The sequence below is a fragment of the Mucilaginibacter gotjawali genome (assembly GCF_002355435.1).
GTDB classification, from domain to species: domain Bacteria; phylum Bacteroidota; class Bacteroidia; order Sphingobacteriales; family Sphingobacteriaceae; genus Mucilaginibacter; species Mucilaginibacter gotjawali.
The window spans coordinates 3,009,093-3,024,698 of the sequence record NZ_AP017313.1; the positions used below are offsets into that span (position 1 = coordinate 3,009,093).

Genomic DNA, 15,606 nt, shown 5'->3' on the forward strand with positions numbered 1-15,606 from the left:
TGATTAGGTTTAACAATCGGTGTAATCACAAATAGGTAATCGGTGAAATCCCAAAATCAATGAAATCATAATAATCAAAACTAATCTGTGATCAGGATTGTTATGGTGTTACACCTATTTAAATACTATGTCAACAACAACAATAGTGCGGATGAACGGTTACAATACCACCGCCGAAGAAAAAATAAACCTGAACTGGCCCGAACGCTATATTTCAATTGCAGCGGGCGTAAAGCTCGGTTTTTCAGGGTTGCGTCACTTATTTAAAAGCCCTTTTACCAGCCTTTTAAAACTGGGCGCCGGCGGGTACCTCATGAACAGGGGCATAACCGGGCATTGCGAATTATATTCGCAGATGGGCAAAGACACTACAGAGCCGGTTAATATCAATATCAGATATTCCTTCACGGTAACTAAGCCCAGGTCAGCAGTTTACAGTTTCTGGCGTAAACTGGATAATTTGCCCTTATTTATGAGCCACCTGGAAAGTGTCGATGTGTTGGATAACGAACGCTCGCATTGGGTGCTCAAACTGCCTGCTGGTGTAGCTAACGTTAGCTGGGATGCCCAAATTGTGATGGATGTGCCCGGTGAGTTTATTGGATGGAGTTCTTTGCCCGGCTCAATAATTGATAATGCGGGTAAGGTTAGGTTCCGTGATACCCCGGATGGTGGCACATTGATCGATCTGCTTATTACCTACCAGCCACCCGCGGGCGGCATCGGTGCAAGTGTAGCGCATATATTAAACCCTGTATTTAAAAATATGGTGGATACTGATGTTCAGAATTTCCGACAGTATATGGATATGGCTGATTTGGAAGAAGTGGTGATTATTGTCTGAACCGGGATGAAACGAATTTCAGGATTTCTGTGATTAGGAAATCCTGAAATTCTTCTTTTTTAAATTCCGAAATCCGAAATTAACTTCTCGGATGATACTGAATGATTGTTCCCTTTAAATACTCCCGGTCAAGGTGCGTATAAATTTCGGTGGTGGTAATGCTTTCGTGGCCCAGCATTTCCTGTACGGCGCGAAGGTCTGCACCGCCTTCCACCAAATGGGTAGCAAATGAGTGCCTGAAGGTGTGAGGGCTGATGGTTTTATTGATACCGGTAAGTTGAGCAAGCTGCTTGATCACCATAAATATATAAACGCGGCTCAACCTTGATCCCCTGCGGTTTAAAAAAACCAGGTCCTCCTCCCCTTTTTTTACCGGTATGTGTACGCGGATGTTTTCTATCCATATTTTTAAAGCCTTTACCGCCGAACCACCGATGGGCACCAGCCTTTCTTTACTTCCTTTGCCCGTTACTTTTATAAATTCAATATCGAGGTACAGGTTAGATAATTTTAATTCCGTTAATTCCGACACCCGCAGCCCGCAACCATACAATACCTCCAGGATAGCTCTATTACGCCCGCCTTCAGGTTTTGAAACATCAATGGAATCGATCATTTTGTTAATGTCTTCATAACTTAAAGTATCCGGCAGCTTTCGTTGAATTTTGGGCGATTCGAGCAACTCAGATGGGTCACTTTTGATGATATCCTCCATCAAAAGGTATTTGTAGAAGGATTTTATGCCAGATAATATCCTTGCCTGCGAGGAAGGGATCATGCCCAATTCATTTACCCAAACAATAAAAAGCCTTAAACTGGTTAATGTAATTGTTTCGGGATAAAGCTTAACAGGTTGACTATCAGAAAACTGGTATAATTTTTCAATATCCCTGCTGTATGCTTCTATAGAGTTATCAGAAAGCGATCTTTCCAATTTCAAATATGCCTGAAAGCCTTTTATAGATGATCGCCAATCCAATTGATTTTTTTTAATGTTTTTAGTTAAGTTTGAACTGATGAAGATACAAATTATTAATGGCCCGAATTTAAACCTGCTGGGCGTCCGTGAAAAATCTATTTACGGCGACAGTAATTTTGAAACCTACCTGGAAGAGCTGCGCAAACGCTACCCGGATATTTCAATCAGCTACTATCAAAGTAATGTTGAGGGCGAAATTATCAATAAAATTCATGAAGTTGGTTTTAGTTTTGACGGTATTATTTTAAATGCCGGAGCCTATACACACACCTCTATAGCGATAGCCGATGCTATCGCTGCTATAAAAACGCCGGTTATTGAGGTGCATATATCCAATGTTTACAAACGCGAAGAATTCAGGCACCACTCCATGCTGGCGGCCAGTTGCAAAGGTGTTATAGCAGGTTTTGGTATGGACTCATACCGTTTAGCCATAGAAAGCGTTTTATCAGGAAAATAACTTGATTTTCCTGCCACCTTTTTGGTGACTTATTTAATCATATAAAATTAAATGTTTAAAATAACTAAAATAACCAGCCTGATTATTGTTGCAATAGCGCTTTTCTCGTCCGTCGAAGGCTATTCGCAAACAAAAGAAAAAGACAAAGATAAAAAAGCAGTTGTTTCCAAAAGGGAAGCTGCCAGGCGCGGTTTGCACAAACGCGACTCGCTAATGCGTTCACTTAACCGGTCCGATACGTCTATAAATAGCCTTCTGCAGCGGATTGAGCAGTATACCACCACATTTAACCAGATTAAAAACAACCTTGCAGAAGGTCTGGACACCGCAGACGTTAGCGAACAATTACCCCAGGTTGCAAAAAGGCTGGATAAAATAGCGAAGATTACTGATTCCCATAAAGCAAGTACTTTGCGCTATCTTTTTGTAATTAGGGACAATCTCGACCGTATACAGGATAGACTTGAAGAATCGCAGTCGGACCTTGACGATATCAATACAAAGTTGGTGCAAAACCAAAAGGATCTGATCAAGTTTGCTAAGGACACCACGTTGAAAACGGTCCCTTATGACAGCCTGGCAAGAAGAACTTTTTTTACCCAACTCAAAACAGTAAAAATATTATGGCATAGAATTGATTCTGTTAACCGCGTTGCACTATTAAAAGTTAACCTGCTTCAGGATAAGGCATCCGTGTCATACACAAAAGCGCTGGATGAAGATGACCAGATAGACGCTAAAATCAGCGGATTCGCTACAAAAGCCCTCTCGGGAGAAACTAGTTATATATGGTCTCCGGATCGCCAGTATAATGACTTTAGTTCGGCCTTCAACAGCACAGTCAGGCTTAATAATTTACTGCTCGGCTACTTTATAAAAAGCCAGCCGGCAACGCATTTTATAGGGATCATATTCCTGGTATTAGTTTTTATCTGGATCATCTATACACGTTCCAAAGCATTAAAAAATCATGAAGACAGCGAAAAACTGTTTAATGAGGCAAATTACATTTGTAAAAGGCCTGTTATATCGTCCCTGCTTATGGTAACGGTCATAGTTCCTTATTTCTATAACCATCCGCCAACCGTTTTACTTGAAGGCTTCTTTCTGCTTTCAATGGTGCTCGCTTTAATACTGATCAGGAAAGAAATTCCTAAAGACAGTTTTAACTTCCTGATTGGGTTATTCGCGCTTGCTTTTGGATACAGTATCAGCAACTTGTTTATTGAAATTTCAAACGTTGACAGGTATCTGGTTTTTGCGTTAAGTATTTTATCTATTGCCCTCGCGTTTTCATTATATAAAAAATATAAAAAATCTCCGGAACAACACTTGCCAAATACAGGGCTTGCATTACAGGTTTTTATTGCGCTGCAGGGATTGTCGCTTATTTTAAATATAACCGGCAGGTTTAGCCTCGCTAAAATAGCAGGCGTTACAGCTGTTTTTAATTTGTGGCTGGTGGTTACACTTTTCCTGGTGATCAGGATAATTATACAGGGCCTTTACCTTCAATTTCAAATTAAACGCAGCCCGAATAGTATCATCAATTGGATAGATTATAACCTGGTACAAAAAAAGTTCAAAAAGACATTGATTTTAATAGGCTCGTTATTATGGTTGTTCTTCCTTCTTCAGAATTTAAATATTGACGATTGGGCTTCGGATAATTTACACGATATCTTTACCCAAAAACAAGCCGTCGGTGATTCTTCATTTACCCTTGGCGGCTTTATTGTTTTCATTTTTGTGATCTGGCTTTCTTCAATAGTTTCAAAAGTGATCAGTTACCTGTTTGATATTTCGGCACAACGCGTGACAGACCTTTCGGTATTGAAAAGAAAAAACCGAACCTCGGCACTTATTATCCGCATCGGTGTTTTTTCGGTTGGTTTTTTGCTGGCGGTTGCAGCATCGGGTTTCCCTATTGATAAACTAACTATCATTATCAGCGCATTTGGCGTAGGCATTGGTTTTGGTTTGCAGAACATTGTAAATAACCTGGTTTCGGGTTTGATTATGGCCTTTGAAAAACCGATCAATATAGGCGACGTTATCCAGGTAGACGGGCATATGGGCACCATGCGTGAAATTGGCATCCGTGCCAGCAAGGTAGTTACAGGTGACGGATCGGAAGTGATTATCCCTAACGGGGATTTTATTTCGCACCAGGTAATCAACTGGACTTTAAGTAACAGTAACCGGCAGATTGATTTAAGGATAATAACCGCCTATGGTGTGGATATAGCAAAAGTAAAAGACCTGCTAAAAAACCTGCTTATTAACCACGACGATATTATGACCACACCTGCGCCGGCTGTGTTAGTAAATAATGTAAGCGAAAGCGCCATTGAATTTAAGGTGCTTTTTTGGGTGGCCGATATCAATAAAACAGGCGAAATAAAAAGCAAGATACTGGCTGAAATTTACAGCACCATTGATCGGGAGCAGATCCCGCTTCCTTCTACTCAAAAAGATATTAAATTATTTTTACCTGACGGAACGCCGGTTGATAACCAGTTTTTAAATCCAGGAAGTGAGGGAACAAAATCTGGAAGTAAAAAAGGTTTTAAAGAAAATCCGCCGGATCCAGGTCAGTAAAATGCCTTTTCTTTTTAACAAAGAAGGCCCATACCAGGCTGCCATTGTAAATACCTTTTACCGGGTACCGCTTGGCCCGTAGTTTTCTATTTGCTTTTTGCAGTGCCGATACTTTGCGGTGATCTCCCTTTAGCAGGCGCCATACAAAATTTTGATGAGCACGGCTTACTGCCCATGCGTCTTTGCGTTTACCTTCACTCAAAAAGCGGAGCAGGGCTAAAAAGTCCATCCAGATCCTTGCGATAATGATAAAAACTGCGTGCCAGAAAGGAAGGTTATTTTGCAGGAGCAGTAAATTGTTTCTGAAATTCAAAAAGGTTTTAAATGGATTTTCAACATTCAATGTACCACCACCTAAATGGAACACTTCCGATTCCGCACAGTACATTACTTTGTAACCCATATTTTTTAAGCGCCAGCAAAGGTCAATTTCTTCCATATGTGCAAAAAAGCGGTCGTCGAAGCCTCCAGCTTCATCCCAGCAATGCTTTTTGATAAATAAGGCTGCACCCGTGGCCCAAAAAACCTCGTGCGATTGCTGGTATTGCCCTTTGTCTTCTTCAATCTCGTAAAACATCCTTCCCTGGCAAAAAGGATAACCGTATTTATCAATATATCCGCCTGCCGCTCCGGCGTGTTCAAAATAATCTTTTTGGTTAAATGCCAATATTTTAGGTGCTGCTGCCGCAATAATCGGGTCGCTTTCCATTAAAGTGATAACCGGTGTTATCCATCCCGGGGAAACCTCCACATCCGAATTCAGCAAAATATAATAATCAGCATCCACTTTTTCCAGTATCTTGTTATAACCACCAGTGAAGCCGTAATTCTGATCGTTTTGTATAATGCCGACTGTCGGGAATTCTTTCCGGATAAACTCAACCGATCCATCCGTAGAGCCATTGTCACCTACGATGATCTCCAGGTTAGGGTAAACAGAGCTTAATACCGATGGAAGAAACTGGCTCAGGTGTTTGATGCCGTTCCAGTTTAAAATAACAATGGCAACTTTAGGTGTTTGGTTCATTGGTTCACTGGTTTATTAGTTCATTGGTATTTGACGGTGAACCTGTATAGTTGCGATTATTTATAAAAGTCGAGAGCATTAATTTTTTATTGGGCGAATATATTAATTATCAAATACGAAATTTAAATCATTTACAAACGATATACTATTGAACCAGTGAACCAATGAACTAATGAACATCCTCCGGTTTAATTTTCCATCTCCGGTGCGACCATAGCCAGTATTCAGGTTTTTCCCTGATCAATGATTCCAGGTATTTTACATGTATTTCTGTAATTTCGTATGGTTTGGTGTTTTTTGGTTCTTCAACCAATGGCACAAGGGTGTAAGTGTAGTATCCTCTTTTTACCAGTTCAATCTTATAAAAAATAACCACACAATTCATCACCCTGGTTAACTTCTCGACTCCGAGGAATACAGCAGTTGGCTGGTTGAGAAAGGTGGTGAAATATTTGGCATCCTCGCGGGTGGGCGTTTGGTCTGACGCTAACACCGTAAAAGTGAGTTCATTTTTGTATTCAATCAATTTCCGCAACGTTTGCCTCATGGGTACCAATGTTGCCCCAAACCGTGAGCGGGTACGATTAAAAAACTCGGTAAACACCTCATTTGATTGCGGCTTGTAGATCACCATCCGGCGGTTATTGGTTAAGAAGCCAAAGTCTAAACAAGCCATTTCCCAGTTGCAATAGTGCCCTGCGGCAGCTAGTATACTTTTTCCCTGGCTAAAATAATGTTCCATTAACTGGGGGTTGGTGCAAACCATGCGCCGCTTAACTTCTTTTGCCGACATACTTACCGATTTGATGGTTTCTACCATCAGGTCGGCCATATATTTAAAGTATTTTCTTTCTATCAGTTTACGCTCTGTTTCCGTTTTTTCGGGGAATGAGTTTCGCAGGTTTTCCTGCACAACCTTGCGCCGGTAGTGCACGATATGGTACAGAATGACGAATAAAACATCGGATACACCATATAGAAACCAAAGAGGCAATAGCGATATCAAGTACAAAAAGTATGTACCCAAACGTGAAAGCCCTTTTTTTATCATTATTTTCGTCCGATTTTTGCTGCAAACATAAAATATATGATTGAAAAAGGCGCTGTTTTACCTATGTTTTATCTTCCGCCCGTTGAATATTTTGTAAAACTTAACATTTACAAGCCCGATATCCTTATTGAAAGCGAAGAGCATTTCCCAAAACAAACTTTTCGTAACCGCGCCAATATTTATTCTCCGGACGGGATACTGGCCTTAACGGTGCCGGTGGTAAGGGGGGCAAAAAATCACACCAAAATAAAAGAGGTAAGGATAAGTTATGATTTTGAATGGCAGCGCCTCCATTGGCTCAGCCTGCAGGCTTGTTACCGCCGTTCAGCTTATTTTGAATATTATGAGGATGAGCTGGCACCCTTTTACGAAAAGAAGTTTGACTTTCTTTTTGACTATAACCAGCAAATGCTGCAATTTATCCTGAAAGCCGTTAAAATGAAGGTGGAGTTAAACTACACGCCCACTTATGAAGCTGACTACCCTTCAATGGCCGACTTCAGGCAGTCTATCCACCCCAAAAAAGAAAACTATTTTAACCAAAAACCCTACGTGCAGGTTTTTGATGAACGGCGGGGCTTTCAAAAAAACCTGAGTATCGCCGACCTGCTGTTTAACCAGGGGCCGCACTCTATTAATTATCTTTAATTTAGAGAGGGAGATTTTCTTTATGAAAAGAATTATTTTGACTTGAACATTTCCTCAAAACATTGATGTTATTAAAATGTTGATTTGCAACATTCATGTTACCTTTGCACTTCAAACCAAATTGTCATCAACTTTGTATGATATTTGTAATAGAAAATACGTTGAAATAAAACGATGCATCAGTTCAAAATAGTTAAAATATTATTTTTCCTTGCGGTATTGTTTTTTGTTGCAAAGCCATTTTTGGGGTTTTGTATGTTCAGCCGTTTAAATCCCCCGTCTACGGTTAGTATTTTTGTAAAAGCTTTTACCAAACGGAAACAGGAGTATGTTAAAGACAGCAAGTTTGACATTCAAACTATACAGCAAAAATTAGCCGACCCGGCTAATCAATTGCTTTTGGGTTTCGCTTTTCTTTTAAGTATTCTTTTTCCTTTAATTTCTTCAGATCGTGTTACTATTGGTAACCGCTATCTGCAAAGGCTTAAGTTTAGTTTATCCTCTTCCCCCGATACCTGGCTGCTCAATAGCCAGTTCCTGATCTGATTTTTTACCGGTCAATCACTGTACACAGTGTTTTGACTTTCGTCCGCAGGCAATAGATTTCTTATTGCATTTAGTTTATTCCCAATACTTCGGTAAAGCTTTTAAACAGGCAAGTATTTAAGGTAATTATCAAGATCAAAAAAAAAATGAAAAGTATTAAAACATATACTGCGTTAACCATTATGGCAATGGTTTTTTGCACCTCCCTTATTTTTGCGCAGGCAAATAACAAAAACGAAGTTCCTGCAAATGTACAAGCTGCATTTACAGCCAAATACCCCAATGCTCAGGTTAAAGACTGGGAAGCAGTTAACGAACAGTTTACTGCAAAGGCAAAAGAAGCCGGTCACAAGTATTTCGCCACTTTTGATAAAAATGGCAACTGGGTTAATACCGTCACCAAATACAATTGGCCGGGCCACCTAAGCCCACCGGTAAAGGAAGCTTTCAAAAAAAGTGAATACAGCGGCTGGCATATCTACGCTATTAATATTGTTGAATCTCCTGCCGGTCAGGTTTACCAGGTGATGGTTGATGATGCTAACCACAAGATTAACGCCAACCACCAGGAACTGTTCACTGTAAACCACACCATTGAGTTTAAACAGGATGGTAACCAGGTAAAACAAAACATCATTAACTAACTTTAAAATCGTTCATTTCATAGCCCTAACCCATCATAAAATCTCTGCGCTTCTTTGCGCCTTTCTTAGCGGCCTCTGCGGTAAAGTTTACCACTGAGGGCACTGAGGAGGCACAAAGGCCACAGGGTAATACTTTTGGTGGGGGTATTAAAAGAAACACTTTTAATAATTTGAAACATTTGTTTAACGATTGATTCAGTTAAGATCCATAAGGGGCCGTCATCTGAATTATCCGGTTTTTAACGTATATGAAAAAGCTCCGCGCAGCTAAAATATATCTGTTTCTTGCAGCGCTGCTGTTCGTGGCAAAGCCCTTTTTAGGTTTTGAGATGTTCAGCAAATTGCATCCTCCTGCCGAAGAAAGTATTTTTATTAAAGCCTTTTCAAAAAGCAGGCCCGAATTTTCAGAAGACAACAACTTTAATCTCTTCGAAGTTCAAAAAAAAGCGCTCACTCCTCCTCCCCAGCTATTTTTGGGTATTTCTTTTTTATTAAGTATTCTTTTCCCCGTTGTTTTTGCTGCCGGGGTTAAAATAAACCAGCACCATTTGCGCAATATGCAGCTGGCTGTTTTCAAACCTGTGGATACCTGGCTGCTTAATGGTCATCTGCTCATCTGATAAAGTGCTTTTGTCGCGTCGGTGCGATCTTTTTTAAGGTTTTGGCAGTACCGCATCTGCCTATCCACAAAATATTTCTTAATTAATCTTTAAAACAAATGTTTATTATAAAACGATGCTTGTTTATGTGGTTATGGCTGGTAATAGCAATAACCACATATGCACAGCAACCTTCACCGTTAACATTAAAAGAGTTACTGAGCAAAGTTGACCAAAAAGCGCCCGCTTTGTTAACCGACTCCGCCGCTATCCTTATAAGGCTTGCCCAGGCAAATGAAGTGCACAACAACTGGCTGCCTAACTTAAAACTGAATTACCAGGCCGACATCGGCACAAGTAATAATACCACCGGACCGTATTTCGGCTTTGGTATTATCCCCTCCAGTTCGGGCGGAATTCATAATACCAGTGTAACCACGGCCTTGTCTGATAACCTCGGTATTGCCGCCCTTGATTGGGAAGTTTACAATTTTGGTAAATACGGCGCCCAAAACCGGGTGGCCAATTCCGATGTAACCGTCGAGCAAAATCAATATGCCGAATCAAAGTACGACCTGCGTGCCTTTACCATTGGCAATTATTTGCAATTGCTGCGGTTGCAGGATTTTATGGGTATTCAGTATCGCGACATCCAGCGTACACAGGAGATCCTGCGCTCCATTATGTCCCTTGCCAAAAGCGGCGTAAGGCCCGGTGTGGACACGAGTATAGCCCAGGCGGAACTTTCAAAGGCCCGGCTTAATTATATCGAGGTGAATAACCAGCTAAAGCAGGTACAATTACAGCTATCTGCCGTAAGCGGCTATCCGTACCAATCCATCGTGCCGGATACAACGATTGAAATGACGCTGATCGGCCAGCCATCAGCCTACCTGTTTCCGGCAGATACCGCCAACCACCCGCTGATTAACTTTTACAGGTCGGTTTACCAGAATAACCTCGACAGGGAAAAGTTGATAAAAAAAATGTATAACCCAGCGATCTCGGTAGAAGCTGCGGCCTGGGACCGCGGCTCAAGCGTGGACGCCAACGGGCAGTACAACAACCTTTCAAGCGGTTATGGTTTTCAGCGTGGCAATTATTTAGTTGGTGTAGGTATATCCTATAACCTGTTCGACCTACGCAGGCGGCAACTCAAACTGCGCACCCAAAAAGCAAGTACGGATTATGCCTATAAAAAACTGCAGGAACAGCAGCAATTGCTGAATATCAGCGCCAGCCAGGCTGATGTTGAAATGGAGACGGCTTTAAACCGATTAAAAGAGATCCCCAACCAGCTAAAAGCGGCCAACGATGGCTACCGCCAAAAGCTTTCGCTTTACAGGAATGGCCTTACGGATATTGTGGAACTGGATGCAGCGCTCAATATCCTCTACCGCGCCGAAACGGACTATATGCAGGCCAAGTATGATTACTCGAACGCGCTGTTCCGGAAGGCGATAACAGAGAACCAGGTAAATTCAATTTTAAATCTCTTAAAATAAAAATGAGTTTAGTAAAAGCAATAGTTGCCTCACCCCAGCCCTCTCCAAAGGAGAGGGAGAAAAAAAGCTTTCCTTTTAAAGTCCTCTCCTTTGGAGAGGATTTAGGTGAGGCTTCAAACATCTCAATTTTAAATCTCTTAAAATAATAAAATTATGTCAATGGTCACCTCCGCACTCAAAAGGCCCATCACGGTAATTGTAATTACCATGAGTCTTTTAATATTTGCAGTGCTCAGTGCAATCAATATACCGATAGATATTTTCCCGAAGCTCAACCTGCCCACTATTTATGTAATTGAATCGTATGGCGGCATGTCTGCCCGGCAAATGGAAGGCTTTTTTGCCACAGGCTTACAAAACCAGTTTTTGTATGTAGATGGCGTAAAAAATATTACCAGTAAAAGCATCCAGGGATTAACCATCATCAAAATATCTTTTTACGAAACCACCAACATGGCCGAAGCTTCGGCCCAGGTGGCCCTGCAGGTTAACCGCGCGCAAAGCTTTTTTCCGCCGGGTGCACTACCGCCGCAGGTGGTAAGGTATGATGCCTCGTCGCTGCCGGTTGGAGAACTGGTGATGGATAGTAAAAACGAAAGCCTGAAAGACATTTATGACCTGGCGGCTACCCGCATCAGGCCCATGTTTTCAACCATTCCGGGTTTGTCGGCACCGCCTCCGTTTGGTTCAAATGCGCGTACCATCGTTTTTAATATCGATCCGAACAAACTGCGCAGCTTTAGCCTTACGCCAGATGAGGTGGTCGAAGCCCTTTCAAAATACAACGTAATGTCGCCGTCCGGCAACCTGAGGATAGGTAACACCATGTATTTAACCACCATGAACTCGCTGGTAAATAAAGCAGCAAACTTTGGCGAAATCCCGGTGATTACCAAAAATGGCGTGCCTGTTTATATTAAAGACATTGCAAGGGTAAGCGATGGCGCCGATATAACGGTAGATTATGCCCTCATTAATGGCAAACGCTCCGTTTATATCCCGATAGTAAAAACGGCATCCGCTTCCACCTGGACCGTAGTGCAGGACCTTAAAAGCAGGCTTCCCGAAATGCAAAGCCTGTTGCCGAATGACGTAAAAATATCCTATGAGTTTGACCAATCGGTTTTCGTGGTCAATGCAGTTAAAAGTTTAATGACCGAAGGCGGCCTTGGCGCCCTGCTTACCGGCTTGATGGTATTGCTTTTCCTGCGGGACCTGCGCAGCAGTTTGATCGTGGTAATCACCATTCCCGTATCCATATTAATAGGTGTATTACTGCTTAGTCTTTTCGGCCAAACCATCAATATCATGACGTTGAGCGGGCTGGCGCTGGCCATAGGTATCCTCGTCGACCAGGCCACGGTTACTATCGAAAACATCCATCAGCACCTGGAAATGGGCAAAAACAAAAAACTGGCGATATACGACGCCTGCGAAGAGATCTCTTTTCCTTTATTACTGATATTATTATGTATCCTGGCGGTATTCGCACCGTCATTTATGATGAACGGCGTGCCAAAGGCAATGTTTCTGCCGCTATCCATGGCCATCGGTTTAACCATGATCGTATCCTATGTGCTGGCGCAAACTTTAGTTCCGATATTAAGCAACTGGATGATCAAAGCAGAACGTTACCAGGTGTATCACCATGACCGGGTTCATGCCCATGCGGGTGAAGCGCTTAACCGGAATGAAGAAATACAGGTAAACAGGCACCGCGATGAAGAGCTTGCACATCCCGAACAAAATGATTTCTTTGAAAAAGTAAAATCGCGATTTATCGGCGTCCTCACCCGGTTGATGCCCCGGAAAAAACTCATCGTGCCCATTTACCTGGTAGTGGTTATTGTGATGGCAGGTGTTGGATTTGTGGTGATTGGCAAGGATATGATGCCAAAACTAAATAATGGCCAGTTCCAGATCCGGCTGAAAGAGCCACAGGGTACCCGCCTTGAACGCACCGAAGATAAGTTTAAACAGGTGCTGCAAATTATTAACCAAACGGTAAACAACCATGTAAAAATCACTTCAGGGTATATCGGCCTGGTGCCCAGCAGCTTTGGCAGCAGTAACCTGTATGTATTTAATACCGGCACGCATGAAGCAGTTTTGCAGGTAAACCTTGATGAGGATTACAAAATAAACCTTGATGAGCTGAAAGATGCCTTGCGCAGAAATATTAAACAGGCCATACCCGAAATGAGCATCACTTTTGAACCCATTGACATGACCGAGAAGATCATGAGCCAGGGCGCCAACACCCCTATCGAGGTGCAGGTAGCCGGTAAAAATATGCAGCAGATCAAAGCGTATGCCGGCAAGGTTTTAACCAGGTTGAAACAAATACCTTACCTGCGGGATGTGCAGATTAACCAACCGCTGGATTACCCGGTGATCGCCATCACGCTCGACCGGTTGAAGATCTCGCAACTGGGTTTAAATGTGAGCGATATAGCCCGCTCTGTAACTGCGGGTACCTCGTCCAGCCGTTTTACGCTGAAAAACTTATGGCTGGATACCGCCAACTCCTATACCTACCAGGTACAGGCACAGATCCCCGAATATGTGATGAACTCCATGGATGAATTAAAGGAAATCCCGTTAGTAAAAGGCCAGAGCAGCCCTACCCTTGCGGATGTGGCCACATTTAAACAAAGTACCGCCCCGGGCGAGTATGACCGGACCGGACCGCGCCGTTTCATTACCGTTAGCGCGAATATTTATAAAACGGACCTCGGAACGGCCACCACAGCAGTTCAAAAAGCAGTAAAATCAGTTGGTGAACCTCCCAAAGGGTTAATTGCAACCTTAGGCGGCATGTCCGACCTGTTAACGGAAACGCTCAGTAGCTTGCAAAACGGGTTAATGTTTGCAGTACTGGTGATATTTTTATTGCTGGCGGCAAATTACCAGTCGTTTAAAGTATCGCTTTCCGTATTATCTACCATTCCGGCGGTGATTTTAGGTTCAATTATCGCGTTACTGGTAACCGGCTCCACGCTCAACCTGCAATCTTACATGGGGATGATCATGTCCACGGGTGTATCGGTGGCTAATGCGATCCTGATCGTCACCAATGCCGAAAAACTGCGGCTCGAATACAGGAATGCGACTAAAGCATCCATTACCAGCGCCTCTATCCGTTTGCGGCCAATCCTGATGACCAGCTTCGCGATGATTGCGGGGATGATCCCAATGGCATCCGGTATGGGCGAGGCCGGTGAACAATCAGCCCCTCTTGGCCGCGCAGTAATAGGCGGTTTAGCCGCCTCAACCCTCGCCGCCTTATTTATACTGCCGATGGTATTTGCATGGGTTCAGGGTAAAACAACCTTTGATGAACCATCGTTAATGCCCGCCGAATCAACTGAATTACTTCACTTAAATATTAAAGAAAATGAAATATAGACCATATTTGTTCATAGCAATAGCTGTTTCTTTTGCGGGATGTACCGGCAATAATAAACCGGTTGACCTGACGGCCCAGGCAAAAGAGCACGTCAATAAATACCAGTTTGCAAGCGTAGCTGAAAAAGCGCTTTCCTCTTCTGCCCGCCTTCCGGGCCAATTAATTCCTTTTAACGAGGTGAACATTTTCCCGAAAGTAAATGGCTTTGTAAAGGAGCTTTTTGTCGATAGGGGTTCCATTGTTAAAAAAGGACAGCTGTTGGTAATCCTTGAAGCGCCCGAAATGGAATCGCAGCTGGAAGCCGCCAACTCACAATATATCCAGGCCCAGGCCGATGCCCAGGCAAGCAAGGAAAAATACGACCGTTTAAAAGAAGCGGCGAAGGAGCCAGGTTCAGTGTCACCACTAGATCTTGATAATGCTAGTTCGCAAATGAAAGCCGGTGAGGCCAAAGCCCAGGCGCAACGCTCAAACGTGGAAGCAGTGCGAACGATGTTGGGATATTTACGGATTTATGCGCCATTTGACGGCATGATCATTCAGCGCAATGTTTCTCCCGGCGCACTGGTTGCACCCGGGAAAACAGGTGACCAACCCATCCTGGTGTTACAGGATATCCATAAAATGCGCCTCACCGTGAGTATTCCTGAAGATTATGTGGATAAGGTCGACCTGAACCAACCTGTTAGCTTCACTTTTAACGCCATGCCCGGCGAAAGCCAGACCGCAAAGATCAGCCGTTCGGCCAATTCACTGGGAAGCATGCAGCAGGAAGCTATCGAAATTGACGTACAGAACAAAAACGGACAACTCAAACCAGGCATGTATGCCGAAGTAAGAATCCCGATGCTTTCCGGGGCAAAATCGCTGTTGGTGCCGAACGGCGCTATCATTCGTTCAACAGAGCGCGAGTATATAATTAAAGACAGCAGCGGGAAAGCTGACATCGTTAACATTAAAGAAGGATTGGTTGGTAATGATTCTACCGAAGTTTTCGGCAACCTGAAAGCTAACGATAAAATATTGCTGCATGCTTCAGATGAAGTTAAGCAGGGAGATGATCTGCAACAATAAAATTTGAGGATGTTTTATTGTTTTTGCTGCCGGCAGACCTTATAAAGCTGCCGGCTTTTTTATTTTCTAATTCCACTTTTTTTAAATAATACATTAAATAGCGTAACGGCAGATAATATATTATTGCTTAATATCCCCTATCTGTTTAATTCTTCTTAAATCCCGGGAAAATATTTTTCGAAAATATTGCAAATAAAAAATATTTACATACTTTTACGC

At 42.7% G+C, this 15,606-nt stretch carries 14 protein-coding genes; 11 read left to right on the forward strand and 3 right to left on the reverse strand.

Annotated elements, in window-relative coordinates:
- Nucleotides 1-127 precede the first annotated feature (127 nt).
- Nucleotides 128-844: an SRPBCC family protein gene (locus tag MgSA37_RS13375; RefSeq protein ID WP_096352574.1), complete on the forward strand. Its 717-nt coding sequence runs from the start codon at nt 128-130 to the stop codon at nt 842-844.
- 79 nt (nt 845-923) lie between these two features.
- On the opposite strand, the gene xerD is transcribed toward MgSA37_RS13375, so the two are convergent.
- On the reverse strand, nt 924-1,823 hold the full coding sequence (gene xerD, locus MgSA37_RS13380; RefSeq protein WP_096352575.1) for a site-specific tyrosine recombinase XerD: 900 nt from the start codon (nt 1,821-1,823) through the stop codon (nt 924-926).
- Nucleotides 1,824-1,860: 37 nt separating this feature from the next.
- On the opposite strand from xerD, the gene aroQ reads away from it, so the two are divergent.
- Together aroQ and MgSA37_RS13390 are read left to right on the forward strand one after the other, a co-directional pair.
- A complete protein-coding gene (gene aroQ / locus MgSA37_RS13385) occupies nt 1,861-2,283 on the forward strand; it encodes a type II 3-dehydroquinate dehydratase (protein WP_096357475.1) in 423 nt (140 codons plus the stop codon).
- 51 nt (nt 2,284-2,334) lie between these two features.
- Nucleotides 2,335-4,884: a mechanosensitive ion channel family protein gene (locus MgSA37_RS13390; protein WP_096352577.1), complete on the forward strand. Its 2,550-nt coding sequence runs from the start codon at nt 2,335-2,337 to the stop codon at nt 4,882-4,884.
- Here the strand turns inward: MgSA37_RS13390 and MgSA37_RS13395 are convergent.
- Nucleotides 4,853-5,911: a glycosyltransferase family 2 protein gene (locus tag MgSA37_RS13395; protein ID WP_096352578.1), complete on the reverse strand. Its 1,059-nt coding sequence runs from the start codon at nt 5,909-5,911 to the stop codon at nt 4,853-4,855. The genes MgSA37_RS13390 and MgSA37_RS13395 overlap by 32 nt on opposite strands.
- Nucleotides 5,912-6,080: 169 nt before the next feature.
- Complete coding sequence (locus MgSA37_RS13400; protein ID WP_096352580.1) at nt 6,081-6,962, reverse strand: lysophospholipid acyltransferase family protein; 882 nt, start codon at nt 6,960-6,962, stop codon at nt 6,081-6,083.
- A 36-nt stretch (nt 6,963-6,998) separates the two neighbouring features.
- Between MgSA37_RS13400 and MgSA37_RS13405 the strand changes: the two genes are divergently transcribed.
- The 8 genes from MgSA37_RS13405 (at nt 6,999) to MgSA37_RS13435 (ending at nt 15,387) form a co-directional block, all read left to right on the forward strand.
- Entirely contained in the window at nt 6,999-7,610 is a 612-nt protein-coding gene (locus MgSA37_RS13405; RefSeq protein ID WP_096352581.1) for a WbqC family protein, read from the forward strand.
- Nucleotides 7,611-7,784: 174 nt separating this feature from the next.
- Nucleotides 7,785-8,156, forward strand: a complete 372-nt coding sequence (locus tag MgSA37_RS13410; RefSeq protein ID WP_096352583.1) for a hypothetical protein — start codon at nt 7,785-7,787, stop codon at nt 8,154-8,156.
- Between the two features lie 146 nt (nt 8,157-8,302).
- Nucleotides 8,303-8,800, forward strand: a complete 498-nt coding sequence (locus MgSA37_RS13415) for a PepSY-like domain-containing protein (protein ID WP_096352584.1) — start codon at nt 8,303-8,305, stop codon at nt 8,798-8,800.
- 248 nt (nt 8,801-9,048) lie between these two features.
- Nucleotides 9,049-9,420, forward strand: coding sequence for a hypothetical protein (locus tag MgSA37_RS13420; RefSeq protein WP_096352586.1), 372 nt, complete (start codon nt 9,049-9,051; stop codon nt 9,418-9,420).
- Between the two features lie 98 nt (nt 9,421-9,518).
- The gene (locus MgSA37_RS13425) at nt 9,519-10,904 is read left to right on the forward strand and encodes a TolC family protein (RefSeq protein ID WP_096352587.1); all 1,386 of its coding nucleotides are present in this window, start codon (nt 9,519-9,521) and stop codon (nt 10,902-10,904) included.
- Nucleotides 10,905-10,906: 2 nt separating this feature from the next.
- Entirely contained in the window at nt 10,907-11,050 is a 144-nt protein-coding gene (locus MgSA37_RS28235; protein WP_157750561.1) for a hypothetical protein, read from the forward strand.
- Between the two features lie 7 nt (nt 11,051-11,057).
- Entirely contained in the window at nt 11,058-14,312 is a 3,255-nt protein-coding gene (locus MgSA37_RS13430) for an efflux RND transporter permease subunit (protein ID WP_172885323.1), read from the forward strand.
- Nucleotides 14,302-15,387, forward strand: a complete 1,086-nt coding sequence (locus MgSA37_RS13435; protein ID WP_096352589.1) for an efflux RND transporter periplasmic adaptor subunit — start codon at nt 14,302-14,304, stop codon at nt 15,385-15,387. The genes MgSA37_RS13430 and MgSA37_RS13435 overlap by 11 nt, the downstream gene beginning before the upstream one ends.
- The last annotated feature ends 219 nt before the right edge of the window (nt 15,388-15,606 follow it).